The organism is Rhizobium lusitanum (assembly GCF_014189535.1).
GTDB classification, from domain to species: domain Bacteria; phylum Pseudomonadota; class Alphaproteobacteria; order Rhizobiales; family Rhizobiaceae; genus Rhizobium; species Rhizobium lusitanum_C.
Genome location: NZ_CP050308.1, coordinates 2434464 through 2453791, shown reverse-complemented (window position 1 = coordinate 2453791; position 19328 = coordinate 2434464). Strand labels below are relative to the sequence as shown.

Here is a 19328-nt window from a genome sequence, read left to right as displayed (position 1 = left end):
CCCTGCCCGATATCAGAGGTCGATGATCGTGCCGCGACCGTCGTTCCAGATGCGCATCTCGCGCTGACCGTTGTTCGCCTTGGCGCGCACCGGAACAGGCTTCATCCGCAGCGAAATCGCGCGGCCCACCATAAGCGCGGTGAGAATGCCGCCGACGGCAAGCGTCAGCGAAACGGTAAGCAGCGCCATCGCCGCAAAAACGGTGATGCCGGTAAGCGCGATAAACAAGGAACGGATGTTTTTCATGGTCGAGACCTCTCTACTCATGGAAATGTGGCCCTCTCTTCTCCCATCTGCAAGAGGAGCATGGCTTTTTGTTGTCTTGTTGTTGTCATCTTGCCTGAAGATCGAAAGCGCGGCAAAACTGGAGGATGAGTAGAGCTGCCCTTCCCCGTTCCGTCTGCCTGCGCCGTTCGGTATTGAGCGTTCCCGCGATCAACCTTCGCGCGCTTGAAAAGATTGCCAGTCTCGATTGCGATGCGGTTATCTTCGATCTCGAGGATTCCGTGGCGCCGGAGAAGAAGGCGGAGGCGCGGGAGAACCTGCGGCGCTTTTTCGCCGGCCCGCCGCTTGTCGGCAAGGAGCGGATCATCCGCATCAATACGCTGTCGTCCGGTTTTGGTGCCGACGACCTGGATCTGGTGCTGGCGCTCGAACCCGATGCAGTGCTTTTGCCCAAGGTCGACGGACCGCAGGACGTGACTGTTGTCAGCGACAGGCTTGCCGAGGCGGATGCGCCGGAAAGCCTGCGCATCTGGGCGATGATCGAGACGCCGCGCGGCATCCTGAATGCCGCTGCCATCGCCGAGGCCGGACGCACGCCGGGAAGCCGGCTCGATTGCTTCGTCGTCGGCCTCAACGATCTGCGCAAGGAGACCGGCGTGTTGCCGCAGCCGGGCCGCGCCTATCTCGTGCCCTGGCTGATGCAGGTGGTGCTGGCTGTCAGCGCCTACGGGCTCGACGCCATCGACAGTGTTTTCAACGATTTCAAGGATATAGAGGCGCTGGATGCCGAATGCGGCGAAGGCCGCGCCATGGGCTTTGCCGGCAAGATGCTGATCCATCCGAACCAGATCGAGGCGGCCAACCGGCATTTCGGGCCGGACGAGACGGCGGTTGCCGAGGCGGAAGCGATCATAGCGGCCTTTTCTGATCCTGCCGCCGCCAGCCTCAATGTCGTCAATCTCGACGGGCGCATGGTCGAGCGGCTGCATCTTGTCCAGGCGGAAGGACTGGTTCATAAAGCTCGCCTGATTGCAGAGCGCCATCGCCCTTCGGCACGCGGAGGGTGAGGCTGATATGTTACGAAGGACGCTTCGATGAAACTCTATCGCTTCCTCACCGGACCCGACGACGCTTCCTTCTGCCACAAGGTCACCGCCGCGCTGAACAAGGGCTGGGACCTCTCGGGCTCGCCGACCTATAGCTTCAACGCCGCAACCGGCGTGATGCAGTGTGGCCAAGCTGTTGTCAAAGAAGTTGTTGGCAAGGATTATGATCCGGAGATGAAGCTTTCCGAGCAATAAGCGCTCGGCAATAGGGCCGCTATTCTAGCGATCCGTCGCTTCTTCCGCGCTTTCCTCGATGCGCTCCATGTCCTCGTCGCTCAGGCCAAAATGATGGCCGATCTCGTGGATCAGGACATGGGTGATGATGTCGCCGAGGGTTTCCTCGTTTTCCGCCCAGTAATCGATGATCGGGCGGCGATAGAGGCGGATCTTGTTCGGCATTTCCCCGGTCTGGGCGGTGAAGCGCTCGGATATCCCACGGCCTTCGAACAGGCCGAGCAGGTCGAAGGGCGTTTCCAGCGCCATGTCCTCGAAGATGTCGTCGTCGGGAAAATCCTCGATCAAAATGATGAGGTTACCGGTGAGCGAGCGGAATTCGTCCGGCAGGTGGCTATAAGCCTCCGTGGCCAGCGATTCAAACGTGCTGATTGAGGGCGCGTGGCGGTCCCGCCAATCCTCGCTCTGGTCAATGCGGGCCATGAATGCTTCCTTCCATAGCTGGTCATATAGAGCCTTTGCTCGGCTTTTTCGAGAGCCGATTATGGCAGAGGAATATTTTCTCATAAATTGGTGTTGACTCTTCCGCCGACCTCTGGAATCCATAAGAACATAACAGGAACATAATTGATCTGGAGCTAACGTCATGGCCGAGACCGCCGTGGCGCGGGAAACGCTTTCTACCCTGCGTGAAACCATCGCCCGACTGGAAGGCAGGCCGATACCGGCACTGACGGCGGCTGCGTATGAGACGCAGGCGGCGGAACCGGATGCCGGTTCGGCGGATACTGCCCAGTCGCTGCTTGCGACCGGGGTCGCCGATCTCGACGAGGCGATGCAGGGCGGCGTGCCGCTCGACGCGCTGACGGAGATCCGTTCGCTGGCCTTGCGTCATGCGGGTGCGGCCAGCGCTTTTACGCTTGCTCTTGCCGCGCGGCTTGGGGCGCAAGTCGTCGGCAAGACCGCGACCGTGTCTCCGGTTCTATGGATCGTTGACACGGTTGCGGCGATGGAGGCGGGCCTGCCCTACCCCATCGGCATCAGGGATTTCGGATTGGAGCCGGCCGGCTTTTTGCAGGCCTCGCCGCGCAAGCTGGACGAGGCCTTGTGGCTGGCGGAAACGGCACTCGCGAGCGCTGCCTTTGCGGTCGTCATCCTGGAGGTGCGCGGCAATCCGGCCCGTTTCGGTCTGACCGAGAGCCGGCGGCTCGCGCTTAGGGCCAAGGCGGCGGGGCGGCCTTTGTTTTTATTGCGGCAGGGGGGCGAAGAGGAGGCGAGCAGCGCCCTCTTCCGCCTCTCCGTCGAACCCGCGCCGGCTTTGGCGCGGCCTCTACCGGACGGATCGATGCTTGGCGGTAGCATCGGTCATCCGGCCTTTCGTCTCACCCTGGAAAAGAGCCGCAACCCGGCGCCTTTTTCCATAACCCTGGAATGGAATGCACATGACCGCCAGTTTTCCTCTGTCCCCGACGCTCAGCGTCCTGCCTTTCCCGGCGAACACGCAGCGCATTCTGGCGCTGACCTTTCCGCATCTGCCGACCGACCGGATCGCCCGCAAGCGCTGGGGCCTCTCCTGGCGTACAGCCGGCCGGCTTGAAGCGCCGCCGCTCGCCTGCGCCGGCAAGCTCAGCAATGCCATGCGGCTCACCGCGCTCAACGAAAAGGCGGAGATCGTCGGGCTGAAACTCGGCCTGGGTGTTGCCGAGGCCAAGGCAATCTGCCCCGCTCTCGACGTCATCGAAGAGGATCCGGGGGCGGATCGCAAGCTTTTTGGAGGCGATCGCCGATTGGTCCGATCGTTATACGCCGCTGGTGGCGATCGACGGCAAGGATGGGCTTTTCCTCGATATTACCGGCTGCGCCCATCTCTTCGGCGGCGAAGAGGCGCTGCTCGAGGATATATTGATCCGCATTTCCGGGCTGGGGCTCGATGTTCGCGGCGCCATTTCCTCCGCGCCGGGCCTGTCCTGGGCGGTTGCTCGCTTCGACGACAGCCGCGTCGTGCCGCCGGACGCCATGGAAGAGGCGTTGGCGCCGCTGCCGGTTGCTTCGCTGAGGCTCGGCGAGGAAACCGTTGCCGCCCTGCAGAAGCTGGGATTGAAGCAGGTGGGCGATCTTCTCGCCGCGCCGCGCGCGCCGCTCACCCGCCGTTTCGGCGCACAACTGCTTCTGCGGCTCGATCAGGCTATCGGCCTGAATGAGGAGCCGATCTCGCCGCGCCGGCCGGTCGCGCAATTGTCGGCCGAGCGGCGGCTTGCCGAGCCGGTGCAGGCGGAGGCCGATATTCTGCAATTGGCCCGGGAGCTTGCCGAAACCCTGAAGCCGGGACTGGAAGCGCGTGGCGTCGGCGGCCGCCTGTTCGAACTCCTGCTGTTTAGGGTCGATGGCGCAGTGTTCCGCATTGCCGCCGGCGCATCGCAGCCGTTGCGGGAACCAAGGCGGATCGCGAGCCTGTTTACCGAGCGCTTTACCGCCATTCACGACGATCTCGATGTCGGATATGGCTTCGAGATCGTCCGCCTCAACGTCCTGCAGCACGCACCTTTCGACGCGATGCAGGGCGATTTTGTCGAGGAGGACCGGCAGGGCACGTCGCTCGCCGCCTTCGCCGACCGGGTCGCGGCGCGGCTGGGACCGGATTGTCTGCAGGGTTTCGAGTTGCGGCAAAGCCATATCCCCGAACGGGCCTCTCGGCCGGTGCCGGCCATGGCCATCCTCGCCGCTCGCAGGCGGACGGGTAGCGAGCATGCCGGTCACGGCTTTTTCCGGGGTGAACGGCCGTTGCGGCTGTTTCGCATGCCGGAGCCGATCGAAGCCTTTGCCGCTGAAGTGCCTGACGGCCCGCCCCGGCAGTTCCGCTGGCGGCGGATGATGCACCGGGTTCTGCGGGCCGAAGGGCCGGAGCGGCTGGCGGCGGAATGGTGGATCGAGGAAAAGGAAGACGTCCCGGAGCGTGATTATTTCCGCATCGAGGACGAGGGCGGTCATCGCTACTGGCTGTTCCGCAAGGGACTTTATGGTCGAGGCGAGACGACGCCGGACTGGTATATGCATGGGGTCTTCGCGTGAGCGGCCATCCGTCCGCTTCCGGGCCGCTCCCCTTTTTCGAGATTGGAGCACGGTCGAATTTCTCCTTTCTCGAAGGTGCCTCGCATCCGGAAGAGATGGTGCTGGGCGCGAAGATCGCCGGCCTTGCCGGCCTCGGCCTTGCCGATCGCAACAGCGTCGCCGGCGTGGTCAAGGCGCATGTCATTGCCAAGCAGCATGGCTATCGCTTTCAGCCCGGCGCGCGCCTGGTGTTTTCGGACGGCACGCCCGACATTCTCGCCTATCCGCAGAACCGTCAGGGCTGGGCGCATCTCTGTCGGCTGCTGAGCGCCGGCAATTTGGCTGGTGAGAAAGGCGTTTGCATCCTGAACGAAAGCGATCTGTTGCAATGGGGCGACGAGATGATGCTCGCGCTCGTTCCGAAGGCGGCGAGTGTGGAGACACCGGAAGGACAGGCAAAGCTGGAGCAATGTCTTGCGCGGCTATGGATGCGGTTCGGCAGGAAGCTCCACATGGTCTTGTCGCCTGCTTATGACGGGCAGGATCGACTGGCCTTTGCGAGCCTTTCCATCCTCGCACTTCGAAATGGCGTGCGGCTGATCGCCAGCAACGAGCCGCTCTATCACGCAACCGAACGCAAGCCGCTTGCCGATATCGTCGTTTCGATCCGCGAGCATGTGCCGATCGCCGAGGCAGGCTTCAAACTCGCGGCCAATGCCGAACGCTATCTGAAAGGCGGGATCGAAATGGCGCGTCTTTTCAGGGACTATCCAAAGGCCATCGCCAACACGCAGAAATTCTTCAGTCGGCTGTCTTTTTCGCTCGATGAGCTGAAGCATAATTATCCGGACGAAAGCGTTCCGGGCGAGACCGTATCGGAAACGTTGGAGAGGCTGGCGCGAGAGGGTGCGAAACGGCGTTATCCCGATAAGATCCCCGAAAAGGTCGCCAAGCAGATCGATTATGAACTCGAACTCATTCGCGAACGGCAATACGAGCCTTATTTCCTGACGGTGCATCGCATCATGGAATATGCCCGCAGTCAGAATATCCTCTGCCAGGGTCGCGGTTCCGCCGCCAATTCCACGGTCTGCTACTGCCTTGGAATTACCGAGGTCAATCCGGAGATCACGACGCTCTTGTTCGAGCGTTTCATCTCCACGGAGCGCGAGGAGCCGCCGGATATCGACGTCGATTTCGAGCATGAGAAACGCGATCAGGTCATCCAGTTCATCTATGACTATTATTCCAAAGAGCATGCCGGGCTGACGGCGGCGGTGACCAGCTATCGGGCGCGTTCGGCCGGCCGCGAGGTGGCGAAGGCTTTCGGCCTGTCGGAGGATGTGCAGTCGGCCTTGGCAAGCGGTGTCTGGGGCTGGTCGACGGAGGAGCTGTCCGAGCGCGAGGCAAGGCTGGCGGGCCTCGACCTCAAGGACAAGACGACGAAGCGCGTGCTCTCCTATGCTTCGACGCTGATGGGGTTTCCGCGCCATCTGACCCAGCATGTCGGTGGTTTTGTCATCACCAAGGACCGGCTGGATGAAGTCGTGCCGATCATGCATACGGCGATGAAAGATCGCTACATGATCGAGTGGAACAAGGACGATCTCGACAGTCTCAATATATTAAAGATCGATGTTCTGGCGCTCGGCATGCTCACCTGCCTTGCCAAGGCTTTCGATCTCCTTCTGCTGCACTACGATGTGAAGAAGCAGCTTGCCGATCTTGGGAGTGGCGAATATCCCGATCGCATACCTGTCTATGACATGATCTGTCGCGCCGACACGATCGGCGTCTTCCAGATCGAGAGCCGGGCGCAGATGAGCATGTTGCCGCGTCTGCGGCCGGAAAAATTCTACGATCTGGTCATCGAGGTGGCGATCGTCCGGCCCGGCCCGATCCAGGGCAATATGGTGCATCCTTATCTCAAGCGGCGTGAGGCCGATCGGGCGGGAAAAGAGCTCGACTATCCGAGCCCTGAGCTGAAGGAGGTTCTGAAGCGAACGCTGGGTGTCCCCCTGTTTCAGGAGCAGGCCATGCAGATCGCTATTACGGCTGCAGGCTTCACCCCTGCGGAGGCCGACAAGTTGCGCCGGGCGATGGCGACTTTCAAGCGAACCGGGACCATCCATACCTTCGAGAGGAAGATGATCGAAGGCATGGTCGCGAAGGGATACGAGCGTGAATTCGCCAAGAACTGCTTCGAGCAGATCAAGGGTTTTGGCGAATATGGCTTCCCCGAAAGCCATGCGGCTTCCTTCGCGCTGCTCGTCTATGCCTCTTCCTGGCTCAAGACCTATTATCCTGATGTCTTCTGCGCGGCGATCCTCAATGCTCAGCCGATGGGTTTCTATGCGCCGGCGCAGCTCGTGCGCGATGCGCGCGAACATGGTGTCGAGGTCCGCCCGGTGGATATCAATATCTCGGAGTGGGATTCGCTACTGGAAGAGGCGGGTTTCGACAGGAATGCGATCGAGCCGCGCCATGCGTCGATGCGGGAAGTGATCCGGACGAACCGGGCCGTCCGTCTCGGCTTCCGGCAGGTCAAGGGCTTGTCGGAAACCGATATGGGTGAACTCGTTGCCCGTCGTGGCTCCGGCTATGCCTCCGTGCGCGATCTCTGGCTGCGTTCCGGCCTTGCCAAATCCGCCATTGAACGGCTGGCCGATGCCGATGCCTTCCGGTCGATCGGGCTCGACCGCCGCGAGGCGCTGTGGGCCGTCAGGGCGCTGGATGCGCAAAGTGCCGCCGAAAAGCTCCCCCTCTTCGATCTGGCCGACCGCGCCGACCTGCAGGTCGAGCCAAATGTTTCCCTGCCGGAAATGCTGCCCGGCGAGCAGGTGATCGAGGATTATCGCTATCTCTCGCTCTCCCTGAAGGCACATCCAGTTTCCTTCCTGCGCGCGGATTTCGCCCGCATGGGCATCGTGCAGAGCCGGGATCTGCCCATGATAGCCAATGGGCGGATGGTGACTGTGGCGGGACTGGTGCTGGTGCGCCAGCGGCCGGGCTCGGCGAATGGGGTGATCTTCATGACACTGGAGGACGAGACCGGCGTTGCCAATGCGATCGTCTGGCCGAAAATGTTCGAAAAATACCGCGCCATCGTCATGGGCGCCCGGCTGGTCAAGATCCGTGGTCGCCTGCAGAGCGAGAGCGGTGTCATCCATGTCGTGGTCGATTATATCGAGGACATGACCCCGGCGCTCGGCATCCTGCAACGCGAAGCCCGGCGATTCGGCGTCAGCGACCGGGCGGACGAGGCCCTGCGTCCGACCATGGATCATCGGCAGAGCAAGCGGCGTGCAAGCTCGGGCCAGCTGGATCAGGGGCATGTCGATATCGCGACGGATGGCCGCAGCGATATTGCTGGGACCGCCAGAGTCATGCCGCGAGGCCGCAATTTTCATTGAAATCTGGGGAAAGTCGGGACGCCGCACCTCGCCAGGCGCGATATCCTTGGCTTTGCCTAATGAAAAATGAATCGATTCTTTACTTGACAAGAACCGTCTTCTTTCGCAGATAAACAGGATAGCAAATGTCATGTTTGACGGGCTGAGCGAAGAATGCTGGTTTGTAGCTGTAATTACATCACCGACAAAGAAATCCGGGACGTCATCAACGAGTTCCTGGATGAGGACTGTTGGCAGCTGATCGTCCCCTCCAAGGTGTATCACGCCATGTCGAAGCGCGGCCGCTGCTGCGGCTGTTTCCCGAATGTCGTTGATATCATTATACAGACAACCGAAGACTATCATGCCCGTCGCCACTCGACGGAAGCCGAAATATTTGATTTCATGTCCCGCCTGAAAAAATTCCACGAAGAAAACAGGAGAGCGGACATTGAAAGGCGACAAAAAAGTCATCGAGCGGCTTAACGAGGCTCTGTTCCTCGAGCTCGGCGCAGTCAACCAATATTGGGTTCATTACCGGCTTCTCGAGGATTGGGGCTACACCAAGCTTGCCAAGAAGGAGCGTGCGGAATCCATCGAGGAGATGCAGCACGCCGACCGTCTCGTCGCCCGAATCATCTTCCTTGAGGGACATCCGAACCTGCAGACGCTGGCACCGCTGCGCATCGGTCAGAATGTCAAGGAAGTGCTGGAAGCGGATCTTGCCGGCGAATACGACGCCCGCACCGCGTACAAGAAGTCGCGCGACATCTGTCACGACGCCGGCGACTATGTGTCGATGAAGCTGTTCGAACAGCTGCTGATCGACGAGGAAGGCCATATCGACTTCCTGGAGACCCAGCTCGAGCTGCTCGACAAGATCGGCGAGGCCAAATACGGCCAGCTCAACGCCGATTCGGCTGACACCGCCGAATAATCGCATTCAGGTCCGGCCGCTTTCCCGGCGGCCGGATCTCACTTTGCGTCAGTCTTCGGCCTTCAGACCGGCCAGGTGCTGGAATTCAGCAACCACTTGGTCGTAGACCGGACGCTTGAAGGCGACGACCAGGCTGGGCAGTTCCGCCATAGGCTTCCATTCCCAGGCATCGAATTCCGGCTCATGGCCGCCGGGCGGCGGGTTGATGGCGATTTCGCTCTCGTCGCCATCGAAGCGGAAAGCGAACCAGCGCTGGGTCTGGCCGCGAAATTTCCCCCTGAGGCCGATGCCGATCAGTTGCGGCGGCAGATCGTAGTTGATCCAGTCCTTCGCCTGCGCCAGCAGCGTTACCGTCTTCATGCCGGTCTCTTCATAAAGTTCGCGATAGGCCGCCTCCAGCGGATCTTCGCCCTTGTCGATGCCGCCTTGTGGCATCTGCCAGAGCTGCGGCGAGCCGTCATATTCGGAATTGCCGATCGGAATGCGCTTGCCGGCCCAGACCAGCCCCTTGCGGTTGAGCACCATGATGCCGACGCAGGGACGATAGGGCAGGTCTTCGGCTTTGACGGGTGGGTGGGTCTTGCTCATCTTGTCCTCTAGCGATCAGGGGTGTTTGGGATCGACGGCAAGCGCCGAGACGGCGACGATCTCGATGCCGCGCATGGATGCCTCCTGGCTCCATTTGCTGATGGCGTCGATGCTCTCGTCAAAGGCGGATGCGACGCCGATCGCCGTGCCATTGCGGCGTGCGACGCGCTCCAGCTCGTCGAGCTTCTTCAGGATGGCATCCTGCTGCAATTCGCCATCGAGCTGCATGTCGGCGAAAGCATGCGGCGTTTCCAGCGCCTTGGCGACAGTGCCGGACTTGGATTGCGCGGACGAGCCGTCGTCGAGGAACAGCAGGCCGCGCTTGCCGATATCGCGCATAACCGGCTGCATGGCATCGGTGTTCGACAGGAAGCGTCCGCCGAGATAGTTCATCACGCCGGTATAGTTGGTGATCTTGCTCATGGCCTTGTGCAGGTTTTCGATGTTTCTGGCCGCCGGCTGCGAGGTCAGAAGCGTCTCAGGCCCGGGATTGTTGCCGGGATAATCGAAAGGCTCGAAGGGCACCTGGATCAGGATCTCATGGCCACCGCGCCGTGCCTCCTGCATCCAGCGCTGCAGGCTGTTGCCGCTGGCGGCAAAGGCGAGCGTGATCTCTTCCGGCAGCTTCTCGATGGCGCGCTGTGTGCCGGTCTGGCTGAGGCCGAGGCCGCTGACGACAATGGCGACGCGCGTGCCGCGAGCGCCGGACCAGGGCCGCGCATATTGATCCATTGGTCTGAGCCCGCTCGATGACGTGATCGGCAGCTTGCCGAAGGGTGAATCCTCCAGCAGGTTCTCGTTCGGCGTCGCCGCCATGCGCGGGTCCTGGCCGACCTGGTTGGCATTGATCAGCACCGGACCGCTGCCGTCGCGCGCGGTCGGGCTGAACATGGTCACCACAGAGCCATCGCTGGTGACGATGCGCGAGGTATTGGCGCCGGATTGAGGATCGACTTGTGTCAGGTTTGGCTGATCGGTCGTGGCGGGTTTGTCGTCGGCCGGTGGCGTGGGTGCCGTCTTCTCAACCGTCTCGACCGGCGGCTGGGTTTTCTGGAGAGTGTCGCGCAGCAATGCCGAATAGAGGGAAAAGCTGGCGATTGCGATCAGACAGCAGCCGGCAATGAGGCGCCCGAAGGGCGGCCGACGCCGCTTGCGGTCTGGGCCGCGGTCCTGGCCGAGCGGTGCATGCAAGTCCGTTCCCAAAGTCCGTATCCACCCCAAACGGGAAACTGTCTGCCCCAGACTCAAAACACGAAAGCATGATCTGAATAGATTTCGAATGAGATCGCGCTCATTCAAACGGTGACAGCGAGATGAAACCAGTCACCTCGCTCCCGGATATGAAAAGCGCCGGGTCTGTTTCCAGCCCGGCGCTGTTTCCTTATTTGGAGGAAACCGCCTTTTCCGGATTCGGCGGGAAGGCCGCATCGGTCTTGGCGCCGCGCAACAGGTCAAGCGCGTAGTTGAGCTGGATATCGTCCTTCGGATCCGGCGGCACGTAGGCGGCCGAGCCGGATCCCTGGTCGGTTTCGCTCTGGCCCTTGATGTGGCCCGGCAGGCTGGATTCGCCTTCAGTCACCAGCTTGCCCTTCAGCTCGTCCGGCAGCGGCTGGTCGACCTTGATGTCAGGCGTGATGCCGGTGCCCTGGATCGAACGGCCCGACGGCGTGTAATAGAGCGCCGTCGTCAGGCGCAGAGCGCCGTTGCCATCGCCAAGCGGGATGATCGTCTGCACGGAACCCTTGCCGAAGGACTGGGTGCCAAGCACGGTGGCGCGGCGCAGGTCCTGCAGGGCGCCGGCGACGATTTCCGAAGCCGATGCCGAGCCGCCGTTTATCAGCACGATGATCGGCTTGCCGTCAGTGATGTCGCCCGGGCCGGCATTGAAGCGGCGGGTTTCATCCGGATTGCGGCCACGGGTGGAGACGATCTCGCCGCGCTCCAGCACATCGTCGGCAACGTTGATCGCCTGGTCGAGCAGACCGCCCGGATTGAGGCGCAGGTCGAGGACATAGCCCTTCAGCTTGTCGGCCGGGATATCCTTCTTGATCTTGGCGATCGCGGCTTCGAGATCCGGCGTGGTCTTTTCGGAGAAGGAGATGATACGGAGATAGCCGACATCGCCCTCTTCGCGCGATTTGACGGCGGTAACGGCGATCACGTCACGGATGATGGTGACTTCGATGGGCTTGTCGGCGCCCTTGCGCTGCAGCGTCAGCTTGATCGGCGTCTTGACCGCGCCGCGCATCTTCTCGACCGCGTCTTCCAGCTTCAGGCCGCGTACGGACTGGCCGTCGATGGCGGTGATGTAGTCGCCGGCGAGAACGCCGGCCTTGGCGGCGGGCGTGTCGTCGATTGGGGTGATGACCTTCACCAGGTCGTTGTCCATCGTCACTTCGATGCCGAGGCCGCCGAATTCACCCTTGGTCTGGGTGCGCATATCGTCGGCATCCTTGGCATTCATGTAGCTCGAATGCGGGTCCAGCGAGGTCAGCATGCCGTTGATGGCGGCTTCGATCAGCTTGTCTTCCTGGGGCGGCGTCACATACTGCGCGCGCACACGTTCAAAGACATCGCCGAAAATCGACAATTCCTTGTACGTGGAAGAACCAGCGGCTTCCGCCGGCACTACCGCCGTGTAGATAACGCTCATCGCGGTCGCACCCATCAATGCGCCAACGAGAACAAGAGAAGCCCTACGTATCATTGCGTGCCTTTCCAGTATCCTTTGAGGTCCACCAGGGTCGAGAATCGACCGGCTTCCCATCTTTTCGAAATTCAATGTAAAGCGTTGGCCGGTCTGTTTCCAGCGCCAATGCAGTCGCACTCGCGACTCTTTTTTGGCCCATCACAGCGAGCGGCTCGCCGGCGAAAACAAATTTGCCCAGACGCGTCTTGATCGCGTCCATTCCCGACAGCACCATGTGGTAGCCGTCGCCCGTGTCTAGAATGACCATCTGGCCGTAGCTGCGAAACGCGCCGGCGTAGACGACTGTCCCATCGGCAGGAGCGGTGACGAGTGCGTCGGGGCCGGTTGCGAGCGTGATGCCCATCGCCGTGTGTCCCGTACCGTCGCCGTCGCCGAACTGGCGGAGAATATCGCCCGCCACAGGCAGCTCCAATTTCCGTTTAAGATCGGAAAACGGATATGCGGGCGCAATGCGGTTTTTATCGGGCACTCCGCTTTCGGCCAGGGCCTTGGCCTGCTCGCGCTGCTGATCCGTAAGCTGCTCTCGGCGGGCCTGTTCCGCCCGCGCCGCGGCGGCGGCGTCCCGCACCGAGCCGATCTGGCTTTCCAGCGAGGCGACAAGGCCTTCGAGGCTGGTTGCCTGGCTCGCCAGCTCCTCGGAGCGCTTGCGCTCGGTATCGAGTTTCGCGGCATTCTCATGGCTAAGCTTGTCGTTCTCGCTGAGCAGCAGATCCATGCGCCGCTCTTCCTCCAGACTGTTGGTCATGGTGGTGGTGAGGTCGGCCTTCTCGGTGGCGGTTGCGGCATGCAGCTTCGTGAGGTCGGTCAGGTCGGCGATGAGCTTGTCCGTCTCCTTGCGCATGCCGGGAACCACAGCGCCGAGCAGGATGGCGCTGCGAACCGAGGCAAGCGCATCGTCGGGCGTCACCAGCAGCGCCGGCGGCGGGTTGCGGCCCATGCGCTCCAGCGCGCCGAGAACTTCAGCGAGCAGCGCGCGGCGGTCGTGCAGCGATTTGCGGATCTTGTCTTCCTTGACGGCGAGATCGGTCAGCGTCTTTTCGCTCTGCTGGATCTTGCGGTCCAGGTCCCTGCGGCGGGTGGCGCTGTCGATCAGTGCCTGGCGCAGGCTGTCAGTGCTCTTGTCGAGCGAAGCGATACTGTCTGTCAGGGCTTTCGTCTTGTCGGAGGAAAGGCTGATCGTCTTCGACAGATCCTCCAGTGCCGCGCGGGTCTCGTCGCGCTTGCGGGCAAGTTCGGCGGCCGGATCCGGCGCTTGCTCCGCCGGTCCCGCCGATGGCGGTGCTGCGGCAGGCTGCTCGCCCGTCGCCTGCGACGTCGAACCGCCATCTTCCTGCGCCAGCGCCATGTCCCGGAACTGAAATGGCCCCGCCACATAGGCACCCACGCCAAAACACACTGCCAGACATGGCAGCAGCAGGCGGGAAAGCGTGGGTGGAGTTTTTCTCATCCGGTCGGTTCGGGCTTGGTCCCTTTAGATCGCGTGAAATTAAGCTGATTTGCCGCGATTACCTAGGAAGCATCATGACTTTTCCGGCGGGAATCAAAACACGCCTGTGTGAGCGTTCCGTTAACGCAAAACGGCGGAAAGCCAAACTGTTTTCGAAGGGCTGGATTCTCGCGTGCGGACTGTCAAACCCGGTGGTAGGGGTGTCCCGAGAGAATGGTGACGGCGCGGTAGAGCTGTTCGGCGATGAGAATGCGCACGAGCTGGTGCGGCCAGGTCATCTTGCCGAGGCAGATGGTGGCGTCGGCCTTGTCGTAAAGGGAGGGATCGAGACCGTCGGCGCCGCCGATGGCGATCGTCAGGTCGCGTTTGCCCTGATCGCGGAAGGTGCCGAGCAAAGCGGCGAAGGCTTCGCTGTCGAGCGCCTTGCCCCGCTCGTCGAGGAGAATGAGGATCCCGCCGTCCGGATGCGCTTTCTGGAGTAGAACCGCTTCTTCGCGCTTGCGCGTTTCGCCGTTGGAGGCGCGGCTTTCGGCCACTTCGGTCATTCGGGCCAATTCCAGGCCAATCGCCGGGCCGGCCTTGGCGAAGCGGTCGAGATAACGGGCCGCAAGATCCTTTTCAGGGCCGGTTTTTAACCGTCCCACAGCAAAAAGACCTATTCGCATTCCTACTCCCAAGCATATCCGCCGTCATAGCGGCACGCATATAGACTATAGCCGGACACTATGTCCGGCGCTTCAAGGTAGCCTGCCGGGACCGGGAAATGCTTCCGGGAACCGGTTAGTGCAACGTGCCCTCGTCGAGGTCAGGCGCGGCCCACATCTTCTCGATGTTGTAGAACTCGCGGATCTCAGGACGGAACACGTGGATGATGATGTCACCGGTGTCGATCAGCACCCAGTCGCCGCCTTCGAGGCCCTCGACACGGGCAGAGCCCAGGCCTTCGTCCTTGAGGTCGGTGGTCAGGTGGTCGGCAATCGCCAGGACATGGCGGCTCGAACGTCCGGAGACGACGACCATGTGGTCTCCAAGCGCAGATTTGCCAGCAATGTCGATAGTGACGATATTTTCGGCCTTGGAGTCCTCGAGGCTAACGAGGACGGCTTGCAGGGCTCGGGCGGCGGCATCGACGCCACGTTCCGGGCTCTTCGGGATAACGACAGGCGTTCTTCCCTTAGCGTGTACTGTTGTCAGTGCTTTTCCTTCCTTGAGTAACAGAACATGCACATAGGTGATCTGAGTCGATCACACTACAAAGATAGGCATCAAAGCATAAAGGTTTCAAGACGCCGGCTGGTATCTATTGGCTGTGAAGACAAGCTTTTGTATCAAAAGCTGGCTCTTGCGCACCATATATGGGCAATTGTTCGCTCAAGGGTCTGATCAAAGCTTTCGGCAAGGCAATATCTCCCGAGCTTGCGTCCCATGTACAGGCGTGCGAAGGCCGCGTATACACGAGAGCAGACCGAAACGCCCCGATGCCATGACCAAAGCTCCGCAACAATCCCTGAAGCCCATCCTCCGCATCAGCTTTCCGGAGCAGGAGCGGCTTGGGCGTGGCAAGATGGAACTTCTCGAGCATATACGCGAAACCGGCTCGATCTCGGCGGCCGGCCGCGCCATGGATATGTCCTATCGCCGCGCATGGCTGCTCATCAGCGAATTGAACCACATGTTCCGGGAGCCGGTGGTCGAATCGCAGCGCGGCGGCCAGAAGGGTGGCGGCGCGGTGCTGACGCCGTTCGGCGAGGAGCTGTTGCAGCGGTTCCGCTCCATGGAAGGCGCGGTGCGTGCGGCGATCGCCGGCGACCTCGAATGGCTGGAGGCCAATCGTAGCGATGGCGACGTGGCTTCAGGGCCCTGATCGATTTTACGATTCGAGCGCCACGGTCTTGATGACCGCATGGATGGGCAGCCCAACGCGCAGATCCATGCGTTCGGCGGAAAATTGGGTGATGCGGGCGAGTACGATGTCGCCGCCGCAATCAACCTTCACCTCGACCGTGCCATCATCATCGACACCCATCCCCAGCACGTAACCATCGAGAATGTTGAGGGCACTCAGGCCCTCCGGCCTGCCTGTCGCCAGCATGACGTCGCGGGCGGGAATATGGACGCGGACGGTCTTACCGATGCCGGCCGCTTCGCCGGGCACGAAGAGTTTCGCTGCTTTCAGCGCGACGATGGTCAGGCGGTGTTGGTGGTCGATGTGCTCGACGCGGCCCTCGAGCAGAACGCCGGCTTCTCGGCGGTCGCTCGTCTGCGGGCCGGAAAGCTGGCTGAAGATCTCGACTGCCGGTCCCATCGCTTCCACCTTGCCATCGCGCATGACGACGACGCGGTTCGCCAGTCGTGCCACCTCGGCGATCGAGTGGCTGACGTAGATGATCGGCACCTTGGTTTCATCGCGGAGCCGTTCGAGATAGGGCAGGATCTCGGCCTTGCGGGCTTCGTCGAGTGCGGCCAGCGGTTCGTCCATCAACAGCAGCCGTGGCGAAGACAACAGGGCGCGGCCGATGGCGACACGCTGTTTCTCGCCGCCGGAGAGCTTTCCCGGCCGCCGATCGAGAAGAGCTTCGATGCCAAGGAGATCGACGACGCCGCCGAAGCTTTCGCCGCGCTCGTTCTTCGGCGCGAACCAGCGGCCGTAATTCAGGTTTTGGCGCACGGAAAGATGCGGAAACAGCCGTGCCTCCTGGAAGACATAGCCGAAGCGGCGGCGGTGGCGCGGCACGAAGAGATGCTTGTCGCTATCGGCAAGCACGTCGTCGTCGAGGCTGACGCGGCCATGGTCGGGGCGGATGAGGCCGGCGATGATGCGGATCATCGAGGTCTTGCCAGAGCCGGAGCGGCCGAACAGGGCGGTGACGCCGCCGTCGGTGGTGAAGGCGGCGTTGAGCGAGAAGGCGCCCAGCCGATGGCGGATATCGACGGTAAGCGTCATTCGAAATCCACCCTCTTGCCGGCGAGGTGGGCGAGGAATTCCGAGGCGAGCAGGGCCGCCATGGAGATGATGATGGCGATGATCGTCAGCCGCATCGCGCCGGCATCGCCACCCGGCACCTGCGTAAAGGTGTAGATCGCCGAGGACAAGGTCTGTGTCTCGCCGGGGATGTTGGAGACGAAGGTGATGGTGGCGCCGAATTCGCCCATCGCCTTGGCGAAGGAGAGGATCATGCCGGCGATGACGCCAGGCAGGATCAGCGGAAGGGTGACGGTGAGGAAGATCCAGAGCGGGCTGGCGCCGAGCGTCCCGGCCGCCTCTTCCAACTTGCGGTCGACCGCTTCGATCGACAGGCGGATGCTCCTGACCATCAACGGAAAGCCCATGATGCCGCAGGCAAGGGCCGCACCCGTCCAGCGAAAGGACAGCACGATGCCGAGATACTGGTCGAGCAATGAGCCGATCGGTCCCTTGCGGCCGAAGAGGATGAGCAGGATGAAACCGGTGACGACAGGCGGCAGGATCAGCGGCAGATGGATAAGGCCGTTGAGGATCGACTTGCCCCAGAATCTGCCGCGGGCGAGCAGCAATGCTGCGGCGATGCCGAAGGGCAGGCTCACCAGCATGGCAACGGTCGAGACGCGCAGGCTCAGCTCGATCGCCGTCCATTCGTCGCTGCTCAAACCCAATACGTCCAAGTTCCGCCTCACAACAAAAACATGTCAGGCTCGCCTTTACCGGCGAGCCTGGAGATGAGCTCTTTGCCTATGGTCGAACGATGAGGCTCAACGCTTCAGGACCGTGAAGCCTTCATGCTCGAAGAACGGAACAGCCTTAGCCGATTTCAGATAGTCGACATAGGCCTGCGTGTCCGGGTTGGTGCTGGTGGTCGTGATTGCGATCGGATAGACGATCGGCGGATGGCTGTCTTCCGGGAAGGTGCCGACGACGGCGACGCCCGGATCGGCGGAAACGTCAGTCTGGTAGACGATGCCGTAGGGTGCTTCGCCGCGCGAAACCAGAGCGAGAGCGGCGCGTACGCTTTCAGCGCCGGCAACCTTCTTCTCGACGGAAGACCAGATGCCGAGCTTTTCGAGCGCGGCCTTGCCATACTTGCCCGCCGGCACCGATTCCGGCTGTCCGATCGCCAGGCGTCCGTCGCCGAGAAGACCGGCAAGGTCCAAGCCCTTTTTGATCTCGACGGGTGTGGCCTTGTCCTTGGCGGCGACGAGGACGAGCTTGTTGCCGAGCAGGTCGACGCGGCTGTCATCCTTGATCAGTTTCTTCTCTGCGACATAGTCCATCCAGTTCTTGTCGGCGGAGATGAACACGTCGGCGGGGGCGCCGTTTTCAAGCTGCTTGGCCAGTGGCCCGCTGGCCGCGTAGGAGACGGTGACCTGCTTGCCGGTTTCCTTGGTGAAGGCGGCGTCGAGGTTGTCGAGCGCGTTTTTCATGCTGGCGGCGGCAAAGACGGTGATCTTGTCGGCGGCGAGTGCCGGTGCCGGAATAGCCGACAGGCCGAGCCAGGCGGCGGAGAGGGCGGCAGTTGCAAGTTTAAACCATTGGCGGCGACCGGTGGCCATCATATTTCTCCCAGAGATTGTCGAGATATCTCGAGAGATATAACGGTCGAGGAAGCTTGGCTAGGGGATATATCTGAAAAAGCATAGCGCCACCGCAGCCGTAACCACACGAATTTAATGGGGTTTTCCATTCTCTGTGCATATTGAGGGGCTCTGATGTTGCGAAAATGCATGACTATAATCGCCCAAGGCAATGGCGAACGCTCACGACCTAAGACATAACGTTACGAATCGTGCGTTTTCGCCGATAATTCGCAAAAGTATGATTTTTTGAAGCGGCTACTCACCGCTCCGGATGATGTAAAAGAAGCGTTTTTTGGGCAGGAGCTTTTCGCAGCTATGATATATACGCATTGCTGCATTGCGCTATCGGTGATTTATCTTTTGGTAAAATCTGGTAGAAATTAAGCATCGGAACGGCGATCTCCTCCTCCCAATGCCTTCCGATATGGGTCAGCAACTCTCCTCCTCCCTGTTGCTGATCAGGTTTGAAAGCCCGACGGATCTCCTCCCCCGTCGGGCTTTTCATTTTTGGAGGATTTTTCCTGAAAATTCAGCTTGATCTTGTGCCTATGCCGTTACTGCGCGGCGCGCAGGGCCGTCGAGCTTAGTCCCGAGCGACGGCCGTGGATGAAGGTCCAGGCGGGTGCCTGCCTCTTCCAGAGCACGCGGGCATCGTCCTCATCGACGCGGGCATATTGAAACGTCTTGGCCATCTTCGCGGAGAGATAGGAGAGCGTCGATCCCGGCCGGTCGATGACGGCGATCGGGAAGGTACGGGCGATCTCCTGCCATTTCTGCCAGCGATGAAACGTATTGAGGCTGTCGGCGCCCATGATCCAGATGAAATGAATATGGGTGTTGCGCGCCTTGATGTAGGCGAGCGTGTTGGCCGTGTAGCTCATGCCCAGCCTCTGCTCGAAAGCCGTCACCTTGATGCGCGGATCGTGGGTGATCGCCTCGCTGAGCGCGATGCGCTCGGCAAGTGGCGCCAGATGATTGCGGCTCTTCAGCGGATTGCCGGGTGTCACCATCCACCAGAGCTGGTCGAGGCCAAGCCGGCGGATGGCGATTTCGGCTACCAGCGCATGGCCTTGGTGCGGCGGGTTGAAGGAGCCGCCGAAAAGACCGACCACCATGCCACGTTCGGCATGCGGCATGCGTAGATGGCGGT

General features: G+C 61.3%; 18 protein-coding genes and 2 pseudogenes. 8 read left to right on the top strand and 12 right to left on the bottom strand.

What is annotated here, in order from left to right; translation table 11 throughout:
• Nucleotides 1-12 precede the first annotated feature (12 nt).
• Nucleotides 13-246 carry a hypothetical protein gene (locus tag HB780_RS25550; RefSeq protein ID WP_183690249.1) on the bottom strand — a complete coding sequence of 78 codons (234 nt, stop codon included), beginning with the start codon at nucleotides 244-246 and terminating at the stop codon, nucleotides 13-15.
• Between the two features lie 125 nt (nucleotides 247-371).
• Between HB780_RS25550 and HB780_RS25545 the strand changes: the two genes are divergently transcribed.
• A complete protein-coding gene (locus HB780_RS25545) occupies nucleotides 372-1292 on the top strand; it encodes an HpcH/HpaI aldolase/citrate lyase family protein (protein WP_183690247.1) in 921 nt (306 codons plus the stop codon).
• 27 nt (nucleotides 1293-1319) lie between these two features.
• Entirely contained in the window at nucleotides 1320-1526 is a 207-nt protein-coding gene (locus HB780_RS25540; protein WP_174162121.1) for a DUF1737 domain-containing protein, read from the top strand.
• Between the two features lie 24 nt (nucleotides 1527-1550).
• Here the strand turns inward: HB780_RS25540 and HB780_RS25535 are convergent, their stop codons facing one another.
• Complete coding sequence (locus HB780_RS25535; protein ID WP_047453764.1) at nucleotides 1551-1988, bottom strand: metallopeptidase family protein; 438 nt, start codon at nucleotides 1986-1988, stop codon at nucleotides 1551-1553.
• A gap of 163 nt (nucleotides 1989-2151) precedes the next feature.
• Between HB780_RS25535 and HB780_RS25530 the strand changes: the two genes are divergently transcribed.
• The 5 genes and pseudogenes from HB780_RS25530 (at nucleotide 2152) to bfr (ending at nucleotide 8882) form a co-directional block, all read left to right on the top strand.
• The gene (locus HB780_RS25530) at nucleotides 2152-3102 is read left to right on the top strand and encodes an ImuA family protein (RefSeq protein WP_183690245.1); all 951 of its coding nucleotides are present in this window, start codon (nucleotides 2152-2154) and stop codon (nucleotides 3100-3102) included.
• A 40-nt stretch (nucleotides 3103-3142) separates the two neighbouring features.
• Nucleotides 3143-4574: pseudogene (locus HB780_RS25525) on the top strand (Y-family DNA polymerase).
• Nucleotides 4571-7966: an error-prone DNA polymerase gene (locus HB780_RS25520; RefSeq protein WP_183690242.1), complete on the top strand. Its 3396-nt coding sequence runs from the start codon at nucleotides 4571-4573 to the stop codon at nucleotides 7964-7966. The pseudogene HB780_RS25525 and the gene HB780_RS25520 overlap by 4 nt, the downstream one beginning before the upstream one ends.
• Nucleotides 7967-8119: 153 nt before the next feature.
• Nucleotides 8120-8431, top strand: a complete 312-nt coding sequence (locus HB780_RS25515) for a (2Fe-2S)-binding protein (protein WP_183690241.1) — start codon at nucleotides 8120-8122, stop codon at nucleotides 8429-8431.
• Entirely contained in the window at nucleotides 8397-8882 is a 486-nt protein-coding gene (bfr, locus tag HB780_RS25510) for a bacterioferritin (RefSeq protein ID WP_183690239.1), read from the top strand. The genes HB780_RS25515 and bfr overlap by 35 nt, the downstream gene beginning before the upstream one ends.
• A gap of 48 nt (nucleotides 8883-8930) precedes the next feature.
• On the opposite strand, the gene HB780_RS25505 is transcribed toward bfr, so the two are convergent.
• From HB780_RS25505 to rsfS, 6 genes and pseudogenes are all read right to left on the bottom strand, one after another.
• Nucleotides 8931-9470, bottom strand: a complete 540-nt coding sequence (locus HB780_RS25505; RefSeq protein ID WP_183690237.1) for an RNA pyrophosphohydrolase — start codon at nucleotides 9468-9470, stop codon at nucleotides 8931-8933.
• 15 nt (nucleotides 9471-9485) lie between these two features.
• A complete protein-coding gene (locus HB780_RS25500; RefSeq protein WP_183690235.1) occupies nucleotides 9486-10673 on the bottom strand; it encodes a divergent polysaccharide deacetylase family protein in 1188 nt (395 codons plus the stop codon).
• A gap of 178 nt (nucleotides 10674-10851) precedes the next feature.
• On the bottom strand, nucleotides 10852-12177 hold the full coding sequence (locus HB780_RS25495) for a S41 family peptidase (protein WP_183690233.1): 1326 nt from the start codon (nucleotides 12175-12177) through the stop codon (nucleotides 10852-10854).
• Nucleotides 12167-13597: a murein hydrolase activator EnvC family protein gene (locus HB780_RS25490; protein ID WP_435693929.1), complete on the bottom strand. Its 1431-nt coding sequence runs from the start codon at nucleotides 13595-13597 to the stop codon at nucleotides 12167-12169. The genes HB780_RS25495 and HB780_RS25490 overlap by 11 nt, the downstream gene beginning before the upstream one ends.
• A gap of 212 nt (nucleotides 13598-13809) precedes the next feature.
• Nucleotides 13810-14292 carry a 23S rRNA (pseudouridine(1915)-N(3))-methyltransferase RlmH gene (gene rlmH, locus HB780_RS25485; protein ID WP_183690229.1) on the bottom strand — a complete coding sequence of 161 codons (483 nt, stop codon included), beginning with the start codon at nucleotides 14290-14292 and terminating at the stop codon, nucleotides 13810-13812.
• Nucleotides 14293-14407: 115 nt separating this feature from the next.
• Nucleotides 14408-14850: pseudogene (rsfS, locus tag HB780_RS25480) on the bottom strand (ribosome silencing factor).
• 260 nt (nucleotides 14851-15110) lie between these two features.
• Here rsfS and HB780_RS25475 point away from each other — a divergent pair.
• Entirely contained in the window at nucleotides 15111-15491 is a 381-nt protein-coding gene (locus HB780_RS25475) for a winged helix-turn-helix domain-containing protein (protein ID WP_183690225.1), read from the top strand.
• A gap of 6 nt (nucleotides 15492-15497) precedes the next feature.
• Here the strand turns inward: HB780_RS25475 and modC are convergent, their stop codons facing one another.
• The 4 genes from modC to HB780_RS25455 all read right to left on the bottom strand — a co-directional run bounded on the left by modC (nucleotide 15498) and on the right by HB780_RS25455 (nucleotide 19314).
• Nucleotides 15498-16571, bottom strand: coding sequence for a molybdenum ABC transporter ATP-binding protein (modC, locus tag HB780_RS25470; RefSeq protein WP_183690223.1), 1074 nt, complete (start codon nucleotides 16569-16571; stop codon nucleotides 15498-15500).
• On the bottom strand, nucleotides 16568-17269 hold the full coding sequence (modB, locus tag HB780_RS25465) for a molybdate ABC transporter permease subunit (protein WP_183690221.1): 702 nt from the start codon (nucleotides 17267-17269) through the stop codon (nucleotides 16568-16570). The genes modC and modB overlap by 4 nt, the downstream gene beginning before the upstream one ends.
• An 87-nt stretch (nucleotides 17270-17356) precedes the next feature.
• The gene (gene modA, locus HB780_RS25460; protein WP_183690219.1) at nucleotides 17357-18154 is read right to left on the bottom strand and encodes a molybdate ABC transporter substrate-binding protein; all 798 of its coding nucleotides are present in this window, start codon (nucleotides 18152-18154) and stop codon (nucleotides 17357-17359) included.
• A gap of 578 nt (nucleotides 18155-18732) precedes the next feature.
• Nucleotides 18733-19314, bottom strand: coding sequence for a nicotinate-nucleotide adenylyltransferase (locus HB780_RS25455; protein ID WP_286203190.1), 582 nt, complete (start codon nucleotides 19312-19314; stop codon nucleotides 18733-18735).
• Nucleotides 19315-19328 lie beyond the last annotated feature (14 nt).

Coding starts and splice junctions, on each gene's coding strand:
- HB780_RS25550 (WP_183690249.1), bottom strand. CDS start 246: ATGAAAAACATCCGTTCCTTGTTTATCGCGCTTACCGGCATCACCGTT.
- HB780_RS25455 (WP_286203190.1), bottom strand. CDS start 19,314: ATGCCGCATGCCGAACGTGGCATGGTGGTCGGTCTTTTCGGCGGCTCC.
- HB780_RS25495 (WP_183690233.1), bottom strand. CDS start 12,177: ATGATACGTAGGGCTTCTCTTGTTCTCGTTGGCGCATTGATGGGTGCG.
- modC (WP_183690223.1), bottom strand. CDS start 16,571: ATGACGCTTACCGTCGATATCCGCCATCGGCTGGGCGCCTTCTCGCTC.
- HB780_RS25540 (WP_174162121.1), top strand. CDS start 1,320: ATGAAACTCTATCGCTTCCTCACCGGACCCGACGACGCTTCCTTCTGC.
- HB780_RS25475 (WP_183690225.1), top strand. CDS start 15,111: ATGACCAAAGCTCCGCAACAATCCCTGAAGCCCATCCTCCGCATCAGC.
- modA (WP_183690219.1), bottom strand. CDS start 18,154: ATGGCCACCGGTCGCCGCCAATGGTTTAAACTTGCAACTGCCGCCCTC.
- HB780_RS25515 (WP_183690241.1), top strand. CDS start 8,120: ATGCTGGTTTGTAGCTGTAATTACATCACCGACAAAGAAATCCGGGAC.
- HB780_RS25530 (WP_183690245.1), top strand. CDS start 2,152: ATGGCCGAGACCGCCGTGGCGCGGGAAACGCTTTCTACCCTGCGTGAA.
- HB780_RS25535 (WP_047453764.1), bottom strand. CDS start 1,988: ATGGCCCGCATTGACCAGAGCGAGGATTGGCGGGACCGCCACGCGCCC.
- rlmH (WP_183690229.1), bottom strand. CDS start 14,292: ATGCGAATAGGTCTTTTTGCTGTGGGACGGTTAAAAACCGGCCCTGAA.
- HB780_RS25505 (WP_183690237.1), bottom strand. CDS start 9,470: ATGAGCAAGACCCACCCACCCGTCAAAGCCGAAGACCTGCCCTATCGT.
- HB780_RS25545 (WP_183690247.1), top strand. CDS start 372: ATGAGTAGAGCTGCCCTTCCCCGTTCCGTCTGCCTGCGCCGTTCGGTA.